Below are 18989 nucleotides of genomic sequence, written 5' to 3' on the forward strand. Positions count from 1 at the left end.
CGGCCCTTATTCAAATACCCAGCTGCCGATCGGCTCCACTGGTTTGGTCCACCGGGTCAGTTCGTGGTAGCGACCCTCGGCCCACTCCTCGAAGCCATTGTCGTAGTAGCGGCTGCCCGGATTACCCGATGCACCCCCCGGAAGCGCCCCCCAGCCCCGCGGCTCCGCCCCCAGCTCGATGACCATCCGCCAGCTGCCGCCGAAGTTATCGTCCACCACCCGCGGCGTAGACCGTGCCCCGCCCGTAGTGATCAGCGGCGAGCCGAAGCCCGGGATCTTGCCTAGGTGGTCGATGTGCGCATCCCGCTCCGTAGCCCAGGTAGGTGGCAGCTCCCCGGCGAGCTCGTCCAGCAACTCATCCAATACGCGCTGGGTCAGCGTGGCCGCCGTTTCCCGGAAGGCCGTCGAGTCGATGTCGAAGATCTCATGGTTCGGCTCCTCCCGCAGTAGCTCGTTCCACCGCCAGTTCTCTACCCGCAGCATCCCGCTACCCGGCGCGAACTCATCGAAGGTCAGGGCGTACAGCCGCCGGTAAAAGCGGTCGAACAGCGTAGCCCCCCGGCTGTCTCCCCCGTAGCGATAATCCCATTCCGAAAGCAGCCGCAGCAGCCGCCGCCCGTCGGCATCCAGCTGCGTCCGATCTAGCCGGGCAAGCAGCAGTGGAGTCAACTCCTCGGCCTGTAGGGAGTAGTCGTCAAGTTGCAATTCCTTCATCTTGCGCTGATTCATCGTTGGCTCCCGCTCCAGTACCCGGTTGATGTAGCGGCCACGGTACTCGTCGAAGTAGCCGAGGTAGTAGTAGGGATAGCCCGGCCCCGTGGTCACCTGATTGGCCGAGCTCACGTAGCCCCGCGCCGGATTGTAGTGTACCGGCCGCTCCGTAAAGGGGATCACCCCCCGCCAGTTGTGCCGGCTACTATCCCCCTCCCGGATAAACCTGCCCTCCCCAGGCTCCCGCAAGGGAAAAAAGCCATTCGGACGAATCGCCACGTCCCCATCCCGCGCGGCAAACGCAAAATTCTGCGCCGGGTCCACGTAACCCCGTAGGGCCTCCACGTAGTCGCCGTAGTCCCGCGCCTGCATCAGTTTCAAGAACGTCATCACCGAAGTACGCGGCCGCACCGCACTACCCGGCTCGTCCTGCGCCCGCCACCGCATGGCCAGTTCCGCGTAGGGGCCCTCCGTCTCCGGCACCGGACCGAAGTACGTCCAGGGCGTCCGCACGATCCGGTCCTCCTCCCCCTTCACCCGCAGCGTATCCGTGATAAACACGGTAGCCACCTCCCGCCCGTCGAGCCGGTAGGCCGTCCGCGCCGTATCCACCCAATCGATGCGGTACCAGTCCGTCACGTCGTGGCCCACATTGGTCTCCCCCCAGGCCACGTAGTCATTGAAGCCCATCATTAGCCCCGGCGCCCCGGCCAGCCCCACCCCCCGCGCATTGCAGCCTGGAAAACTAATTTGCGCCTCGTACCACACGCTTGGAAAACTCAGCTGCAGGTGCGGATCGTTGGCCAGTAGCGGCGCGCGCGTGTTCGTGCGGGCGGGGGCCACGGCCCAGTTGTTACTCCCGTTGTCGGGGTCAGGGGGAATAAGCGTGTACGCAGTACTATCGTCAGACAACCAGGTGGGCGGGGCCGCAGGTGCAAGGTCAATCGAGGGAAACAGCGACAACTGACTCGTCACCCCCCGCCCATCCGGCACCACCGGACTATCCCTGGGAAACCGTTCCGGAAACAGCTCGCGAAACTGCTCCGCCGGTAGCACCGCCCGGGTACGCGTAGCCTCCGCATCCTCGTAGCGCCCGCTCAGTCCGGCCGACATCCCCTTCATCAGCAGCGCCGAGCGGTAGGGCGACCAGCGCAGCGGCGTATGGCCCAGCAGCTTGTACTCGATGGGATAGTCTGCCGGTTTGAGCTGATCCAGGTAAGCGTTGATGCCGTCGGAGTAGGCCTGCAGTGCCGCATAGTCCGCCGGGAAGTGTTCGCGCATCGTGTCCACGGCGAGTCGGGCCATCTGCCGAAAGCCCCGGTGTATCTGCCCAAGATCGCGCTCCACCATCGACTCGCCCAGCACCTGCGCCAGCGCCCCCTCCGTGGACCGTGTGCTGATGTCCATCTGCCACATGCGGTCGTAGGCGTTGGCGTAGCCCTGGAGGAAGCAGGCACTCTCCAGGCTACCGGCGATGAGGTGCGGCACCCCCCGCTCGTCGAAGTGAATCTCTCCCCGTGCTACGGGGTTATCCAGGTGAAAGCTAAGCTGCTCGGTGCGCATCCCCTCCCCGGTGTTCTGCCAGAAGCCGCGGGCGGGATTGAAGAAATTGCCCAGGGCGGGTAGGGGGAGGCCGGCTAGTCCCGCGGCGCTACCGAGCACGAGCCAGGCGACTAGGAGTAGGGTGGCGAGTAGGGCGGGGGTCCAGCGCATGAAGTGTATAGTGTGCGCCTGGCGGCGCGGAGGGTTTAAAAATTTAGCAGCGGAGCTGCACAATTACAGCCAGGCCCAAGGTACGCGACCCACCCAACACCACCCAGCGAACCATCCCCGCCCCCCCACATTATACTGCCCCAGCCGTTCCTACTCACGATGCGCCTTCTGCTCCTTTTCTTACTCTGCGTACTACTCACCGCCTGCGACGGCAACACCCGCGACCGCCGCGCCGCCCGTGGAGGCGACTACGTTAGCGCTCCCGACCACCTCTACTTCCAGAACATCCGCAGCCGCGACTACCGGGCCGTGACGCCGGAGCAGGGCATCGTTGCCTACCACCATGACGACCTGGGTGCCGACGCCGAGCTTGTCCTGGTAGAATACTGGCTAGAGGACCGCGCCGAACTCCAGCTTGACGGGCAGTCACTCGCCCGCGACCAGGTGACGGCCCTACGACAAGCGGTAGCGACGGGGAAGAGTGTAGCCTTCAGCGAGGACAAGGCCCGCGCCGCCGCCCTGGAGGTGGTCGATGACTATTTGCGGCTGACGGGCGGGTAGCTGCTAGGCGTCCGACGCCTTAAAGCGTCGGACGCCTGTACGGAAAACTATCCACCTGAGCAAACGGTATTCCACCCGTGCCTTCCACCACCGACGTCCAGACCCTCCTCGACCACTACCACGACCGCTTCAACCAGCCGGCCTTCGTCGCCGACGACCCCATCGGACTGGTCCACGCATTCACCAATCCCCGCGACCGCGAGATCGTCGCCTTCTGGGTGGCCATGCTCGCCTGGGGCCGCCGGGCCACCATCATCGACAAGGGGCAGCAGCTGATCGAGGGCATGGGCGGGGAGCCCTACAACTTCATCATGGAGTGCGGCGACTGCACGGAGTCCATCACCCGTGCCCTCGGCCACTGGAAGCATCGCACCTTCACTGTCACCGACACGGCCTACTTCCTGCGTTGGCTACACTGGTTCTACCAGCGGCACGAAAGCCTGGAGGAGGCCTTCACCCAGCACCTCACTCCCGAGGATGCCACGATCGAACCCGCCCTGCGCGGTTTCCACGAGCTGTTTTTCAGTCTACCGGAGGCCCCCCACCGTACCCGCAAGCACGTAGCCACCCCCGCCCGTAAGTCGCGCTGCAAGCGCCTCTGCATGTTCCTCCGCTGGATGGTCCGCTCCGACGACCGCGGCGTTGACCTCGGCCAGTGGACCGGCATCCGCCCCGATCAGCTCTGCATCCCCGTCGACGTGCACGTAGAGCGCACCGCCCGCGCCCTGGGCCTCCTGACTCGTAAGCAGTGTGACTGGCAGGCTGTGCTGGAGCTGACTACGAAATTAAAGGAATATGATGCAGGGGATCCTACACGCTATGACTTCGCGCTATTCGGGATCGGAGTAGAAAATGTAGTACTAGAAAACACAACTGCGTAGCAGTTCCCCACGTAGACCCCGAATGCAATTCGGGGGGCCGAAGGCCAAAAAAGAACCCCCGAACCCACGAATAGGGGCCGGAGGCTCACTTTACACTCACTAGTATATATGAAACTTAATCAACTGCTCTAATAACCCCCCGAGATTCGCTTTTGTTACCGCCGGACTCAGTTTTTTTCCGGTTTAACACTTACTTCACTTTTCGGCCACCGCCGCCGGTAATTTCCCCGTCTTAGCGCGGAACAGCTTCCACCAGAACGTAGGCCGCACCAATTGCTTGCGCAACTCGAAGTCGGTGTACATCTTACAGAGTAATTCCACGAGTTTAGGGTTGGCTGCTACGATGCCCGTGAGCAAGTTTGTGATATACCGATACTGCATGATCTGCTGCAGCCGGTAGCTCAGGCGCAGCTCGGTCCGCAGCACCCGCTCGATGCGTACGTCGTATGCTGATAGGAACTCAGCATCGAAGCGGTTTTCCCGCAGGCACCGCTCGGCCAGCTCCGCAGCGATGAAGCCCGAGTAGGTTGCATTACCGATGCCCTCCCCGGTCAGCGGGTCGATCAGGTGACCGGCATCGCCCGTGAGCAGGTAGTGGTCGCCGCTCAGGATGCGGTCCTTGGAGCCCAGCGGCAGCCCGTAACCGATCGTAGGGTCGATCCGTTCCGCCCCGGCAAAGCGGTCACGAAACTCCTCCGAGGCCACGATCCTGTCGAGTTCCTTGCGTAGGTTGAGCTTTTTCTTCGTCACGATATCGGAGCGCATGCCCAGCCCCACGTTGGCCTCCCCGTTCGGCAGGGGGAAGATCCAGAAGTAGCCCGGATTGTACTGCTTCAGGAAGTGCAGCTCGATGAAGTTGTCCGGGTGAAAGCCGGTCACGCCCCGGTAGTAGCTGCGCACCGCCGCCGCGTAGTGGTCCTTATCGATGGCCTGCCCCGCCTCGTGGCGACTGAACTTGCTCTGCGCCCCGCTTGCATCGATCAGCAACCGACAGTGCCACTCCCGCCCGTCTTTCGCCCGTACTATGTAGCCGGTAGCGGTACGCTCCGTAGCTACGATCTCGGTAGCTAGGTGCAGGTCGACATCCGCCCGCCGCCGCACCTCCTCGATCAGGAAGGCGTCGAAGTCGATCCGCTTACTCACGTAGCCTGGCGCCTCGTCCGGCACCCGTTCGTAGCCCACCTTAAAGGGCAGCTCGATCAGTTTCTTACTCGGCGGGTAGAAGCGGATGCCCCACACGTCGGCCGGCGAGAAGCGCTTACGGAACCGGTCCATAATGGCCGGGTCCAGCCGATTGAGTAGGGTAGGGACCTTGCCGGAGATTGCATCCCCGCATACCTTGTCGCGTGGGAACGCCGCCTTATCCACCAGCACACTCGGCACCCCCAGGTAAGACAGCCGCAGCGCCGTAGCCGCCCCCGCCGGACCGGCGCCAACAATTAAAACCGGAGTAACCTGCATGGTGGCAAGATAGGGCGAGGTCCGTGACGAATCATCTCATTTCCGAGTTTGAAGCGGGGAAGTGGCTCCCGAGCAGGGTAGCGAACTCACTGGGGGATATCAGCCCCAACTGATCCCGTCGATTCGCTTCCAGTACCCGGTACTCGTAAAAGGAATTAGATACCCGGGGCCGGTCCCGACCAAAATCTAGCGAGCGGCTCAGTATTCCTATTCCGTAATCTGTGTCTACGCAGCAACTGTAAAGATCACCCCGCGACCGCCATTTGACGTATGCCTTCCAGGTGGTGCCCGTCCAGGCTCCCTCGGCCGGCGTCAGACGGTAATCATAGTCCTCCCTATTGTGAAATATAGTGGGCGGGTTGCAGTCGTGCAGTACGATAAACCCGTCCTCTGCTAGGTGGGCTAGGGCGTTGCCAATGTCACGATCCACCTGCTCGGCGAGGTGCAGACCATCGATGAATACCACCTCAAAACGCTGCCCGTCACTCAGTAGCTTTCCGGCGCGCAGGGCGGTAAAAAAGGCGTCGCTAGTAAGGGGGAAATCTACCGGGTTAGGCAGGTATTCTACTCCGGGATCCACCCCGTATTTGATAGCTGCCTCGATGCGCGTGAAATTGTCCTCCGGTCTCCTTACCCCTATTTCCAAGTAGGTGGCCGGCCGATCAAAGGTGCCCAGGAGTAAGTTGATGATCTCCGCACGGCTACCCGGCTTGGCTCGCTCCCGATGGCTTGCCTCGGTGGTCTGCAGTGCATGTGACCCCCGCCGCAACTGACGACCGGAGCGGTAGTAGCTTAGCTGTCGCCTGACCCAAGCCTTCAGTCCCATACTCTTTTCGACAGGTGTAAACCACGAGGTGTCCTCTCCCGCCACGCTGAATATCTGGCGGGGCCGCGGGTGCCATACTGGTTAAGTGGGGCGAAGATAGACCTTCGAGACCGCTCTGCTCCTGGCCTCTCGTAAACTCCCTACAGACTATCCTTAAACTCCTGAAAAGCGACCCGATCATCCGTCTCCGTACTGCAGTTCTTCTCCTTGGCCCGCGCATTGATGTCCTTCACCCGGTCGCCCGGATTGGGATGGGAACTCAGGAAGGCCGGTGGCTGCGGACTGTCCTGGATCATCTCGAAGAAGCCCGCCGCCCCGTTCGCTGCGTAGCGGGTGTTACAGAGATAGTCGACGGAGCGGGCATCGGCCTCGATTTCGTCCGCCCGACTAAAGCGTAGGCTGAGTAGACTGCTCGCCACCTCGCTCAGCAGTCCGGGATTGCCGCCCGTCAGCACACTCACCAGCGTACTGAAGCCGAACTGCTGCGTTAGCTGGTCCGTAGAGTGCCGCTCGGCGGCGTGGGCGATCTCGTGGCCGAGCACCCCGGCCAGTTGGTCGCCGCTTTCGAGCGTCTGGATCAGTCCGGTGTAGACGTACAGGAAGCCCCCCGGTGTGGCAAAGGCATTTTCGACGTCCTGGTCGATCAGCGTCACCTGGTAGGGAAATACGTCGGCGTAGGGCACCTGCCCCTCGCGTACGATGTCGTCCACCATACCCTGCAAATAATCGTAGGCCGCTGGATTATCGGCCCGCTCGATGATGGGGTATTCAGCGGGTTGGCTACGAATCTCGGCGTCAGTCTGCTGTCCCAGCTCCAGGTCCTGCTGCACGCTGAAGACGTTGAAGTCGCCGTCTTCGGAGCAGCTGGTGAGGGAGATCAATGCAAAGCATACTGCATATAGAAGGGTCGTCGGGCGCATGTCGCTGGCATTTGCTGCATAAACCGCCGGCGCGGCGGGGGATGTTCGACCCTATCCGCCCGGCAGGGATGCCGGGAGCCGGTAGGTCCCACACAACTGCGTAGCAGTTCCCCGCCCTTGCCCCCGAATGAAATTCGGGGATAGAAGCACCCCAACCCCCCACCAGCAAACTAGCTAGCCCCACTACCCACCCCGCACCCGCGTCCCCGCCCCAAAACTTTTCCCCTAAGTCCTTCGTTCTCAAGCGGAATAGAAACCCCACATACGCTGCGCCACGACCTGCGCACCGGTCGCTCAATGGGGGCGGCTGCAGTTTTTTTCCCTACATGCCTAAGAAAGTAACGAAGAGCGGTAAGCTCAAGGCCCGCGAGTTGGAGCGCGCCATCTATCAGGAGTTCAAGGCTAATGCCCGCAAGCAACTCAACCCCAAACAACTCCAGCGTAAACTCCAGGTTAAGAATAGCAAGGACGCCGTACAGGCCGCTCTGGATAAGCTCGTCAGTAGCGGTAAGGTCAAGGTCAATGACCAGTTCCGCTACCAAATCGCCTCCAACGGCCGCGACCGTAGTGGCGGCGGCAAGCGCTCCACCGATTTTGCCGAAGGACTCGTGGACATGACCCGTAGCGGCGCCGGCTACGTCATCATGGACGGGGATGCCAACGACATCTACGTGCCCCAGAACCGCATGGGCAACGCCCAGGACGGCGACAAGGTAAAGGTCCGCTACTGGACCCCCGGCGGCCGCCGCAAGCCCGAGGGCGAGGTGGTCGAGGTGCTGGAACGCAGCGTGACCCACTTCGTCGGCACCCTCAAAGTGCACGATAAGTACGCCGAGGTGCTCGTAGACGGCCCCGGCGGCAAGGTCATCAGCGTAGCCGTACACCGCTCCGAACTGCTCGGTGCCAAGGACAGCGAAAAGGTCGTGGTCCAAATCACCGACTGGGAGCTCAACCGCTATAAGCAAATCAGCGGGCAGGTCACCGCCGTACTCGGCGCGCCCGGCTCGAGCGACATCGAGATGCAGGCCATCCTGATTAATAACGGCTTCCAGATCACCTTCCCCGAGGAGGTGCTGGCCGAGAGCGAGGCCCTGCCCGGTGAGATCACGCCGCAGGAAATCAACATCCGCCGCGATATGCGGGAGGTGACCACCTTTACGATCGACCCGCTGACGGCCCGGGACTTCGACGATGCCCTGAGCATCCAGCACCTGGAGGACGGGCAGATCGAGATCGGCGTGCACATCGCCGACGTGAGCCACTACGTCAAGCCCGGCAGCGCCCTGGACAAGGAGGCCGCCGACCGCACCACGAGCGTGTACCTGGTGGATCGCGTCTGCCCCATGCTGCCCGAGCGCATCAGCAACGAGCTCTGTAGCCTACGGCCGCACGAGGATAAGCTGACCTTCAGCGCCATCTTTAAGTTTCACCCCAAGAGCTTTAAGGTGACGGACCGGTGGTTCGGCCGTACGGTCATCCACTCCAACCGCCGCTTCACCTACGAGGAGGCCCAGGAGGTACTCGATACCGGTCAGGGCGATTTCGTCGACGAGCTCGACCTGATGGACCGCATCGCCGATAAGCTGCGCAAGCGCCGCTTCAAGGAGGGGTCGATCGACTTCAATACCAATGAGGTCCGTTTCAAGCTCGACGACGACGGTAAGCCGATCAGCGTGTACGTCAAGGAGCGCATCGACACCAACATGCTCATCGAGGACTTCATGCTGCTGGCCAACCGCGAGGTGGCCGGCTTCATCAAGAAGAAGGAGGAGCGCCTCAAGACCAACATCCCCTTCGTGTACCGCGTGCACGACGAGCCGGATATGGACAAGGTGGCCGAGCTAGCTAAATTTGCCCAGGCCCTGGGGTACGAGATGGACCTCACCTCCCCCAAGTCCGTTACCAAGAGTTACAACGCCCTGCTCAGCAAGGCCGACGAGGATCCCATGGTGAAAATGCTCTCGCCCATCGCCATTCGTACCATGGCCAAGGCCGTGTACACCACTCAAAACATTGGGCACTATGGACTGGGCTTCGAGAACTACAGTCACTTCACCAGCCCCATCCGCCGCTACGCCGACGTGCTCGTACACCGTCTGCTGGCCGCCAACCTCGAAAAGGGCAGCCTCTACAAAGCCAACGGCGAAAAGCTCGAGGAGGAGTGCAAGCACATCAGCAGTCAGGAGCGCAAGGCCACCACGGCCGAACGCGAAAGTATCAAGTACAAGCAGACCGAGTACATGCTCGACCACGTGGGCGATGAGTTCACCGGCGTGATCAATGGCCTAGCCGACTTCGGCGTCTTCGTCGAGGTGGTCGAGAACTTCGTGGAGGGCATGATCCCCTACGATAAAATGGACGAAGCCTACGACCTCAGCGCCGGCAAGCTCTACATCACCGGCAAGCGGTCGGGCAAGAAACTTAAGATGGGCGACCTGGTCCGTGTGAAAATAGAGGACGTTGACCTGGACCGCCGCCGCATCGATATGTCGCTGGTCGAGGTACTGCAGGTGCACGGGGTGGAGAAGAAGACGCGGTCGCGGCGGCGCAAGTCGTAATCGGCTCCCGGCATCTTTACCGGGCTGTAGACCGCATTAAGCTCATAGGTAGCGCGGCTAGAAGCCACGAACCAGCAACCACCCGTTAATATCCCGTTAAAAGCAGAGGGGCGGGGCCGCAGGTGCAAAGCTATAAGGTGCTGGTAACGAGTCAGTTATCCGAAACATTAAACGGTTAAACCTTCCTCAACGGAGTAACTTCACGAACGCTTATGCGTCTATAGTACAGCAGAGTGGCCCGGCCCTCTGTACTTTTGTGACCCAAAATCAAGTGCCATGCGCCTGCGTACCTATTTGCTGATCGCTGTTTTAGCCCTGGCCGGCTTCGGCGCCCAGCTTACCGCTCAGAAAATTGCCTCCATCGACATGGAGCGCATCCTGAGTAGCATCACCGAATACCAGGAGGCACAGGAGCAACTGGACCAGCTCGCCGCTACCTGGCAGCAGGAGATCAACCAGGAGTACGACGCCATCAAAGGTATGTACAATAAGCACCAGGCCGAGCAGGTACTGATGAGCGACGATCAGCGGCAGGCCTCCGAGCAGGCTATCATCGACCGCGAGACCACGGTACGCGAGATGCAGCGCGAGCGCTTCGGCCCCGAGGGAGCCCTTTTCCAGCGCCGGCAGGAGCTCGTCAAGCCCATCCAGGATGCGATCTACGAAGCCGTCGAGGCCTACGCCAATCAGAACGGCTACGACTTCGTGTTCGACCGGGCGGGTAGCGCAGGCATCATCTTCTCCACCGATCAGTACGATAAGACAGACGAGATTTTGCGTAGTCTGAAGAATTAGTCTCGACTAACCCCCATTCCCAAATTGAATCAATCCTTATCATGAAACAGTTTTTTCAACTAGCCTTTGTTGCTCTTCTCTTGATTGCAGCGACGGCTACCGCAACCGCACAGAAGTTCGGCTTCGTCAACAGTGCCGAGATCCTGGCCGAACTGCCCGCCATGAAGGCCGCCGAGTCCAACCTTGAGGGACTGCAGAAACAGCTCCAGAAAAAGGGGCAAGCCATGGTGCAGAGCTTCCAAACTGACTACCAGGCCCTCCAGGCCCAGGCTCAGGAAGGTACCATGAGCCCTAAGCAGCAGCAGGAAGCCGCCGCCAAGCTCCAGGTTCGGGAGGAGGAGATCGGCACCTTCGAGCAGACCATGATGGCCGATCTTCAGAAGAAGCGCGCCGAACTCCTCGAGCCGATCTACACCGAGATCAATCAGGCCATCGAGGACGTAGCGAAGGAAAATGGCTACCAGTTCATCTTCGACCAGCAGGTGCTGCTGTACGGCGAGGAGACGCAGGACGTCAGCGCGCTGGTGAAGGCTAAGCTGGGCCTCTAGGCGTGACCCCTTCCGGCGATCATCACGGATCCATTGGAGTGTTTGACTCCGGCATTGGCGGCCTCTCGGTCGCCAATGCTATTTGTGGGCTACTGCCTCAGGAGTCGATGTTGTACGTAGCCGATAATGCGCACGCCCCCTACGGTGCGCGCACGGACGCCGAGGTGATCGACTACAGCCGCCTAGTGACCGACTTCTTACTGGCCGCGGGCAGCAGACTGATCGTGGTAGCCTGCAATACGGCGACCAGCGTAGCCATCGATGCGCTGCGTACGGAGTACACCGAAGTGCCCTTCGTAGGACTGGAGCCAGCGGTAAAGCCGGCGGCGAGCGGCCGATATGTAGGCGTGATGGCCACCGCCGTAACCCTACGGAGCGCGCGCTACCTCGACCTCAAAGCCCGTTACCTGAGCAACCGGCCGGTGTGGGAAGACCCCTGCGTGGGGCTGGTGCCGCTGATCGAGGCGCACGGTACGGGCTCACCAGTGGTGCGTAGCTACCTGGAGGAATTGCTGGCTCCGGCCGGGGAGCTGGACACCCTGGTACTGGGCTGTACGCACTATCCCCTGATTGTAGAGGACATTCGTGGGGTGGTGGGGGAGGCGGTTAACGTGATCGATCCTTCCGGGGCGGCGGCGCGACAGGTGCAACGTCTACTGGAACGGCGGGGACTGGTGGAAGAACGAGCAGCAGGAATGGCCCGGTACGATTTTCACTGCACCGGCGGCCCCGCCCCCCTGCAACGTACGCTGTGGCAGCTGCCGGAGCTGAATGCCGGACGGCGGTGGGTGGTGCCGTACCTTGCGCTAAACGAGCGATAGATGGATACCGTGGCAACCGACCGGCTTTTTGACCTGCACCTACAGGCACGTAAGAATATACTGGGGCTGCTCACGCCGCTGAGTCTCGAACAGCTGAACCGGGTGCCGGAGGGACTGAACAACAACCTGATCTGGAACGCCGGCCACGTGATCGCCACCTCTGAACTGCTAGCATACGGGTTGGGGGGGCACCGGACGCCGAGCGGCAAAGCGTTCATCGATCGCTACCAGAAGGGGACGCGGCCCGAGGCACCGGTGAGCCTGGCGGAAGTGGACCTCATCAAGGCCGAGCTGCTGGCGGGCAGTCAACGGATGCGCGAGGATTACGCCCGGCTGGACTGGTCGACCTATACGCCGTACACAACCAGTTTCGGGGTGGGGTTTGATCATGTGGAAGAGGCACTGACCTTTAATAATATGCACGAGACCTTGCATCTAGGGGCCATGCTGGTGCTGCGGCGGCTGATCTAGGGGTGAATAAGGTGAGGAAAATGATCGCTTAACACGGCACGGATCTTTTCCTTCTGGAGCGGCTTGGCCTCGTGGCCATCGAGCACCGCGTAGGCGTGGGCGCGGGCGTGATCGCTATCGCCCACCGAGCTGGTAAGCATGGCGATGGTGACGCGGGCGCGGTGCTCGTCGGGCAGGTGCTGATAGGTGTCGAGGAAGCTCCAACCGTCCATAACCGGCATATTAATGTCGAGGAACAGCAGATCGGGTCGGGGGTAATGGCCCGTGGGCAGGGGAGTGGTGAGGTAGTCGAGTCCCTCCTGGCCGTTGGCGCGCACCACCACTTCTTCGGCAATATTCATCTTGCCGAACCGCCGGGCGTGGATAAAATTATCGGCCTCGGAGTCATCGATCAGGAGAATTCTCCCTAGCTTTTTCATGTACTACACGGTGGGTAAGGTGACCCTAAAGGTACTGCCCTGGTCCGGTTGACTGAGCACGGTGAGCTCCCCCTGGTGTAATTGTACGATTTTTTGACAGTATGCCAATCCGATGCCCTGCCCCTCGTAGGTACGGGCGTCGTGCAGGCGGGTGAAGAGATCGAAGATTCTCTCCTGGTCGGCGGCCGTCATACCAATGCCGTGGTCGCGCACGGCGAGGGTGACCCGCCCGTCGTCAGCGGTGTCGGCTACAAAAACGTCTACGACCGGAGGGGTACCCGGGGCGTGGAATTTGAGGGCGTTGGCCAGTAGGTTCTGGAACAGTTGCCTCAGGGCAATGGGGTAGCCGGGTAGGGTGGGGAGCTCCCCTACGGTCACGGTGGCGGCAGACTGCTCGATGGCGAAATGCAGATTTTCTAAGGCCTCACGCACTACCTGGTGGAGGTCAACGCGGGGATTGCGCTGCTCGCCCCGTCCGACGCGGCCGTACTGTAGCAGGGAGTCAATGAGCAGGCGCATGCGGTCGGTGCTACGGTGGATGACCGAGAGGTACTCTAGGCCTTCGGCGTCGAGCTGATCGGCGTGGTCCTCCGTAAGTACCTCTACATAGTTACTCACCGTGCGCAGTGGCTCGCGCAGGTCATGGCTGGCGATGTAGGCGAACTGGTCGAGTTCGGCGTTCTTGCCGTTGAGGCTGGCGATGAGCTCGGTATTGACCTCCTCGATGCGCTTGCGCTCCTCGATCTCGCGGTCGCGGTCGGTGATGGCCTGTAGGTTACGGGCGAAGAGCGGACGCAGTTGGGTGTAGATGTACAGAAAGACCAGGGCCAGGCCCAGCACCCCGATGAAGCGTAGGACGGTGGTGATGGTACTGAGCCGGTCGGCCTGTCGCTGACGCATGAGCACGTCACTGAGCTCCTCCTGTCTCAGCTGGTCGATGGTGTAGCGGATCTGATCCATGAGAGATTTCCCTAGGTCACTTTCCAGGAGCAGGGTGAGGCTATCCTGCTGACCGGCCGCATCGAGCTGGAGGGTACGGGATAGTTCGGCGAACTTGGCCGCCGTGAGGGCATTAACCCGTTGGAGGCGCAGTTGCTGGATGGAGTCCTCCCGTACCTCCCTGCCGATGCGCCGTAGAATGGGAGCCACGGTATCCAGGGCCAGCCGGTAGGGCTCCAGGTAGGCATCTTCCTCGGTGAGCAGGTAGCCGCGCTGGCCGGTCTCGGCGTCGAGCAGGGTGGATAGCAGTAGACCGAGGTCGCGCTCGAGCTGGAGGGCGTTATCGAGCTTGCGGCGCACGTCGATGGTGGCCACCTCCATGACCACGGAAGCGAGCACCCCCACCATCAGCAGGATGAGCCCGATGTAGAGGGTGCGGAACAGGCGGGTGCCCTGCTTGGTGATGACATCGGTCGCGGCTGACACGGCGGGGAGGCGGCAAAGGTTTGGTAAGCGTGTTGGCAAAATTACGGTGTGTAGGCCAGCAGGCTCCTAATGGTAACGGGAACTCAGGGGGAATAACGTATATTCGCGGCGATACAAAATGACTAGAGTTCCGTGCCACGCCCGTGTGGCACCTGCCGGTCTACAGCGACCCCCGGTGGAAAACGAGAGCAGGTTGCCGGTCCGCTACCGGCGTCGGTGCCGTGGTGCACCCTCCCCCTACTTGTTGGAGTTTTGTGTCGACCCACTGGGCCAACGGGGCTCCAGTGCCAAACCGTCTATTTCACTATAATCTCCAATTCAAGATGGGTAATCAAACCCCAATGTCGGTCAACTTCGAACTGCCCAACGGCCGCGAGGTAACTATCGAGACCGGCAAACTAGCCACCCAGGCCGATGGTGCCGTCGTCGTCACCTGCGGCAAGACGATGCTGTTCTGCTCGGTCGTCTCCAGCACCAGCGTCCGCGAAGGGCAAAGCTTCTTCCCCCTGAGCGTCGACTACCAGGAAAAATTCGCCGCCGCCGGGCGTATTCCCGGTAATTTCTTCCGCCGCGAGGCGCGCCTGAACGACTACGAAATCCTCACCTCCCGCCTGGTCGACCGCGCCATCCGCCCGCTCTTCCCCAAGGGTTATATGTTCGATACCCAGATCATCATCAACCTGATCTCGCTCGACCCTGAGGTGATGCCCGATGCTCTGGCCGGACTGGCCGCCTCGGCCGCCCTGACCTGCTCCAATATTCCCTTCGAGGGACCGATCTCGGAGTGCCGCGTGGCCCGCATTGACGGTAGGTACGTCGTCAACCCCGACCGCACCCTGCTGGCCGATGCCGACCTGGACCTCATCGTCGCCGCCGACAAGAGCAACATCATGATGGTGGAAGGTGAGGCCAAGGAAGTAGAGGAAAGTGCCATCATTGAGGCCCTGCGCGTAGGCCACGAGGCCATCAAGACCATGTGCGACGCCCAGTTGCGCCTAAAGGAAATGGTCGGCGATAAGGCCATCACCCGCGAGGTAGAGGTCCATGAGATCGACCCCGAGGTACTGAGTTACGTAGAGGGCAAGGTGAAGGATAAGGTCCTGGAGGCCGCCCGCAGGGCCCTGGACAAGTCCCAACGCAAGGATGCCTTCAAGGAGATCAAGACCACCTACAAAGAAGCCGTCCTCGAAGAGAAGGGCGAGGAGTGGGTCGCCGAGCACAAGGAGGACCTGAGCGCCGCCTACGATAAGGTGCAGAAGAAGACCATCCGCAATATGATGCTCGACGAGAAAAAGCGCCTGGACGGCCGCGCCTTCGACGAGGTGCGCCCCATCTGGACCGAGGTCGACTACCTGCCCATGGCCCACGGATCGGCCATCTTCAACCGCGGGGAGACGCAGTCACTCACCAGCCTCACCCTGGGCACCAAGACCGACCAGGCGATGGTCGACGTGGCCCACTCCAACACCTACGACAACTTCATCCTGCACTACAACTTTCCGGCCTACTCGGTGGGAGAGACCAAGCCGATGCGCGGCCCCGGCCGCCGCGAGGTAGGTCACGCCAACCTGGCCGGCCGCTCGCTACGCCAGGTACTGCCCGATGAGATGACGCATACCATCCGCATCGTCTCCGACATCATGGAATCCAACGGTTCGAGCTCCATGGCGACTGTCTGTGCCGGTTCGCTGGCCCTGATGGACGGCGGGGTGCAGATCAAGCGTCCCGTGGCCGGTATCGCCATGGGTATGGTGGCCGAGGGGGATAAGATTGCCATCCTGAGCGACATTCTCGGCGACGAGGACGCCCTGGGCGATATGGACTTCAAGGTCACCGGCACCGAGCGGGGGATCACCGCCTGCCAGATGGACATCAAGATCGACGGACTGCCCTACGAGCAACTCGAGCAGGCGCTGGATCAGGCCCGGGTGGGTCGGCTGCACATCCTGAACGAGATGGCCAAGACGCTGAGCGAGCCCCGTGAGGACCTCAAGCCCCACGCCCCACGCATCGTCAAGCTCATCATCGAGAAGAGCTTCATCGGCGCGGTCATTGGGCCCGGCGGTAAGATCATCCAGGAACTCCAGGAGCTTACCGGCACCAACATCAACATCGACGAGATCGACGGCAAGGGCCACGTGAGCATTGCCAGCTCCGACAAGGCCAGCATCGAGGATGCCGTGGCGCGCATCAAGAAGATCACCTTCACCCCCGAGGTGGGCGGCGTCTACGAGGGCACCGTCAAGACGATCATGCCCTACGGCGTCTTCGTAGGTTTCGAGGGCGGTCGAGATGGCCTACTGCACGTCAGCGAGATGAGCCACAGCCGCATCGAAAACGTCGAGGACGAGTTCGAGGAGGGCGACACCGTCAAGTTCAAGATCGTGGACGTGGACGAGCGCACGGGCAAGCTGCGCCTCAGCCGCAAGGCCATCATGCCGCGGGCTGACGGTACCATTCCTACCGACGAGGAGCTGGAGGAGGAGCGTAAGGCTAGTAAGTCGCGGGATCGCGGTGATCGAGGCGACCGCCGTGGTGGTGGCGGTCGGGACCGGGGCGAGCGGCGGGGTGGCGGCGGCCGTGGTGGCCGGCGCGATCGCGACTGAGTTACTTCACCGATAGCTGTACAAGCGCCCGGTGGTCCGTAGTGACTATCGGGCGCTTTTCAAGAAGGGTAGGCGTGTTCGGACTTCCGTAAGGTGAGGTTTAGAAAGTATCGCCGTGTGTACTCCTTCCGTGCTGCCTGCATCCAGGAGCGTGTGTCGCCAGCCTGGATCTATGATACAACTGTTGCCCGCATAGGTATGTCCGTTCGCGTCGGTACCGATACGGTTTACACCGACTACGTAGCTCTGATTTTCTATAGCGCGAGCCCGCAGTAGGGTTTGCCAGTCGTAGGCGCGGCGTTCCGGCCAGTTCGCGACATAGAGCAGCAGGTCGTATTCTTCTGAGTTGAAGGACCAAACGGGAAAACGCAGGTCGTAGCAAATGAGCGGGCAGATGCGCCAGCCCCGATAGTCGACAAGCAACCGTTCGCTGCCCGCCGCATAGTGCTGGTCTTCTCCTGCCAGGGCGAAACGGTGCCGCTTGTCGTAGTGCCAGTAGCTACTGGCAGAGGTCATGAATACGAGTCGGTTATAGAACCGCCCGTCTTCTTCGATGATAAGGCTACCGATAATTGCCGCGTCAAGTGTTGCGGCTTTTCCAGCCATCCACTGCATCCCTGGGCCATCGATAGCTTCGGCATGGGGGGCGGGGTTCATGGTGAAGCCGGTAGTGAACATCTCCGGCAGCACAACGAGGTCAGTCGGTTCGGAAAGGGTTGCGAACAGCGTATCGTAGTGCGCAAGGTTGGCTATTTTATCTTCCCAGGCAATGGGGGTTTGCAGGAGACTGAGGTGAAGGTTTTGCATGCGGAAACGCTTTACGTACTTTGGGTGGCAGTTACGATGGTGTAGTGCAGAGGACCCGACCCGAGTATACACCGCGCTATATCATATAGCTATATGACCCATATCAACTGTTCTATACACGGTCAACAAGCCAATAGCTTCACATTATACGGTGAAGGTGCAATTGGGCTTGTATCTATGCTAAAGGTGAATCTGCGGGAGACCACAACCGATCAGGCAGGTGCCCCGGTCATCTACGCGGACGGCGTGATCCAATCCATTCAGCAGGCCAACGGGCGGGTAGTGCCGGGCAGCGGCTGTACGAACGAGCTCCATCACGTAGGGGGCGCGATCGCGGGTGCGGAGACCTACGAGGCGGGCAACATCACGACGGATGCTACGGTGCTGCCTTCGGGTAGGCTCCATCTGAAGGCCGGCCGGGATATCCGCCTGGAGCCCGGCTTTGAGTTACAGAAGGGTGATTATTTGCGGGCGGAGCAGGTGATTTGCTATCCGCCGGTGGGGGAATGGCGCTTTGAGTACTTCCTGGCCGATCATTTAGGGAACAATCGGATACTGTTTTCCGGCTTAGACGGGGATGGGCGGATTGAGCCGGAGGGGGAGGTGTTGCAGGAGAACCATCACTATGCTTTTGGACTGGACATGGAGGGGGCGTGGCAGGATGCCAACGCTTCAGCAAGCGACAACCGGTACAGGTTCAACGGAATGGAACGGAATGACGATCTAGGATTAGACCTTGCGTTCTACCGTTCCTACGATCCGACGATAGGTCGCTGGATGCAAATTGATCCGATGGCCGAGAAGTACCCGGGCATGAGTCCGTATAATGGAATGGGGAACAACCCTATTTTCTACGGTGATCCGATGGGAGATACTTTAAGAGTTTATGTGTTTGATCAAGGCGACCGTCCTCAAGATGATGGAACTGCTGGCGCTACATACACAGCTGATGTTTACGTTTACGATGATGAAACGGGAGATCTATACGGGCCATACGATGGCAGTAGCTACCCAAATTCGAAGTCAAATTCAGACAATTCTACCGGCTACAATACTGTAGATGAGGGCGAGCATGATTACAACAACGAAAGTGGTCACAAAGGCGGTACGAAAAAGGGATTAAACTTAGTTGACAGTGAAGGAAATCGTACAGCTTCAGGAACTGCCCCGGATGGTTCTGCTACTACAATGACATATGTGAATGTTCATTCGGGCGCTAGCGACAGGGGGAATCACAACAGTCGAGGCTCAGCGGGCTGTGTGACAATTTGCCCAGATGATGCTACTAGCTTTTTTAACAACTTTGATTTTAGTGGGGGCAATACGGGAAATGCTTCCGGAACTATTCATGTCAGCCGAGGAAACCAAGCTAATTCAGCGCAAACCTTGAAGGATAAAGCTAAAGGCAGGAGAGGTGTAGTCAAATTGTTGCGAGAATTAGAGCTAATTGATTATTAAATTAATAT

Annotated in this window: 16 protein-coding genes; 9 read left to right on the forward strand and 7 right to left on the reverse strand. The window is 60.5% G+C overall.

Annotation, left to right across the window (positions count from 1 at the left end; translation table 11 throughout):
• Positions 1 to 6: 6 nt before the first annotated feature.
• Positions 7 to 2424, reverse strand: a complete 2418-nt coding sequence (locus tag ACOOHD_RS17575) for a penicillin acylase family protein (protein WP_420459183.1) — start codon at positions 2422 to 2424, stop codon at positions 7 to 9.
• Between the two features lie 159 nt (positions 2425 to 2583).
• Between ACOOHD_RS17575 and ACOOHD_RS17580 the strand changes: the two genes are divergently transcribed.
• Positions 2584 to 2985: a hypothetical protein gene (locus tag ACOOHD_RS17580; protein ID WP_420459184.1), complete on the forward strand. Its 402-nt coding sequence runs from the start codon at positions 2584 to 2586 to the stop codon at positions 2983 to 2985.
• 77 nt (positions 2986 to 3062) lie between these two features.
• On the forward strand, positions 3063 to 3866 hold the full coding sequence (locus ACOOHD_RS17585; RefSeq protein ID WP_420459185.1) for a TIGR02757 family protein: 804 nt from the start codon (positions 3063 to 3065) through the stop codon (positions 3864 to 3866).
• Positions 3867 to 4061: 195 nt separating this feature from the next.
• Here the strand turns inward: ACOOHD_RS17585 and ACOOHD_RS17590 are convergent, their stop codons facing one another.
• From ACOOHD_RS17590 to ACOOHD_RS17600, 3 genes are all read right to left on the reverse strand, one after another.
• A complete protein-coding gene (locus ACOOHD_RS17590) occupies positions 4062 to 5327 on the reverse strand; it encodes an NAD(P)/FAD-dependent oxidoreductase (RefSeq protein WP_420459186.1) in 1266 nt (421 codons plus the stop codon).
• Positions 5328 to 5358: 31 nt separating this feature from the next.
• Positions 5359 to 6153 carry a class I SAM-dependent methyltransferase gene (locus ACOOHD_RS17595; protein ID WP_420459187.1) on the reverse strand — a complete coding sequence of 265 codons (795 nt, stop codon included), beginning with the start codon at positions 6151 to 6153 and terminating at the stop codon, positions 5359 to 5361.
• 140 nt (positions 6154 to 6293) lie between these two features.
• On the reverse strand, positions 6294 to 7073 hold the full coding sequence (locus ACOOHD_RS17600) for a M48 family metallopeptidase (RefSeq protein WP_420459188.1): 780 nt from the start codon (positions 7071 to 7073) through the stop codon (positions 6294 to 6296).
• Between the two features lie 326 nt (positions 7074 to 7399).
• Here ACOOHD_RS17600 and rnr point away from each other — a divergent pair, with 326 nt between their 5' ends.
• The 5 genes from rnr to ACOOHD_RS17625 all read left to right on the forward strand — a co-directional run bounded on the left by rnr (position 7400) and on the right by ACOOHD_RS17625 (position 12266).
• A complete protein-coding gene (gene rnr / locus ACOOHD_RS17605; protein ID WP_420459189.1) occupies positions 7400 to 9631 on the forward strand; it encodes a ribonuclease R in 2232 nt (743 codons plus the stop codon).
• Positions 9632 to 9907: 276 nt separating this feature from the next.
• The gene (locus ACOOHD_RS17610; RefSeq protein WP_420459190.1) at positions 9908 to 10426 is read left to right on the forward strand and encodes an OmpH family outer membrane protein; all 519 of its coding nucleotides are present in this window, start codon (positions 9908 to 9910) and stop codon (positions 10424 to 10426) included.
• 41 nt (positions 10427 to 10467) lie between these two features.
• On the forward strand, positions 10468 to 10974 hold the full coding sequence (locus ACOOHD_RS17615) for an OmpH family outer membrane protein (RefSeq protein ID WP_420459191.1): 507 nt from the start codon (positions 10468 to 10470) through the stop codon (positions 10972 to 10974).
• Between the two features lie 2 nt (positions 10975 to 10976).
• Positions 10977 to 11795: a glutamate racemase gene (gene murI, locus ACOOHD_RS17620; protein WP_420459192.1), complete on the forward strand. Its 819-nt coding sequence runs from the start codon at positions 10977 to 10979 to the stop codon at positions 11793 to 11795.
• Positions 11796 to 12266, forward strand: coding sequence for a DinB family protein (locus ACOOHD_RS17625; RefSeq protein WP_420459193.1), 471 nt, complete (start codon positions 11796 to 11798; stop codon positions 12264 to 12266).
• Here the strand turns inward: ACOOHD_RS17625 and ACOOHD_RS17630 are convergent.
• The gene (locus ACOOHD_RS17630; protein WP_420459194.1) at positions 12263 to 12685 is read right to left on the reverse strand and encodes a response regulator; all 423 of its coding nucleotides are present in this window, start codon (positions 12683 to 12685) and stop codon (positions 12263 to 12265) included. The genes ACOOHD_RS17625 and ACOOHD_RS17630 overlap by 4 nt on opposite strands.
• A gap of 3 nt (positions 12686 to 12688) precedes the next feature.
• A complete protein-coding gene (locus ACOOHD_RS17635; RefSeq protein ID WP_420459195.1) occupies positions 12689 to 14110 on the reverse strand; it encodes a sensor histidine kinase in 1422 nt (473 codons plus the stop codon).
• 323 nt (positions 14111 to 14433) lie between these two features.
• Between ACOOHD_RS17635 and pnp the strand changes: the two genes are divergently transcribed.
• Positions 14434 to 16716: a polyribonucleotide nucleotidyltransferase gene (gene pnp, locus ACOOHD_RS17640; RefSeq protein WP_420459196.1), complete on the forward strand. Its 2283-nt coding sequence runs from the start codon at positions 14434 to 14436 to the stop codon at positions 16714 to 16716.
• A gap of 45 nt (positions 16717 to 16761) precedes the next feature.
• On the opposite strand, the gene ACOOHD_RS17645 is transcribed toward pnp, so the two are convergent.
• Positions 16762 to 17523, reverse strand: a complete 762-nt coding sequence (locus ACOOHD_RS17645; protein WP_420459197.1) for an amidohydrolase — start codon at positions 17521 to 17523, stop codon at positions 16762 to 16764.
• A gap of 93 nt (positions 17524 to 17616) precedes the next feature.
• Here ACOOHD_RS17645 and ACOOHD_RS17650 point away from each other — a divergent pair, with 93 nt between their 5' ends.
• Complete coding sequence (locus ACOOHD_RS17650) at positions 17617 to 18981, forward strand: RHS repeat-associated core domain-containing protein (protein WP_420459198.1); 1365 nt, start codon at positions 17617 to 17619, stop codon at positions 18979 to 18981.
• Positions 18982 to 18989: the final 8 nt, after the last annotated feature.

It is taken from the genome of Neolewinella sp. (assembly GCF_965214665.1).
Lineage (GTDB): Bacteria > Bacteroidota > Bacteroidia > Chitinophagales > Saprospiraceae > Neolewinella.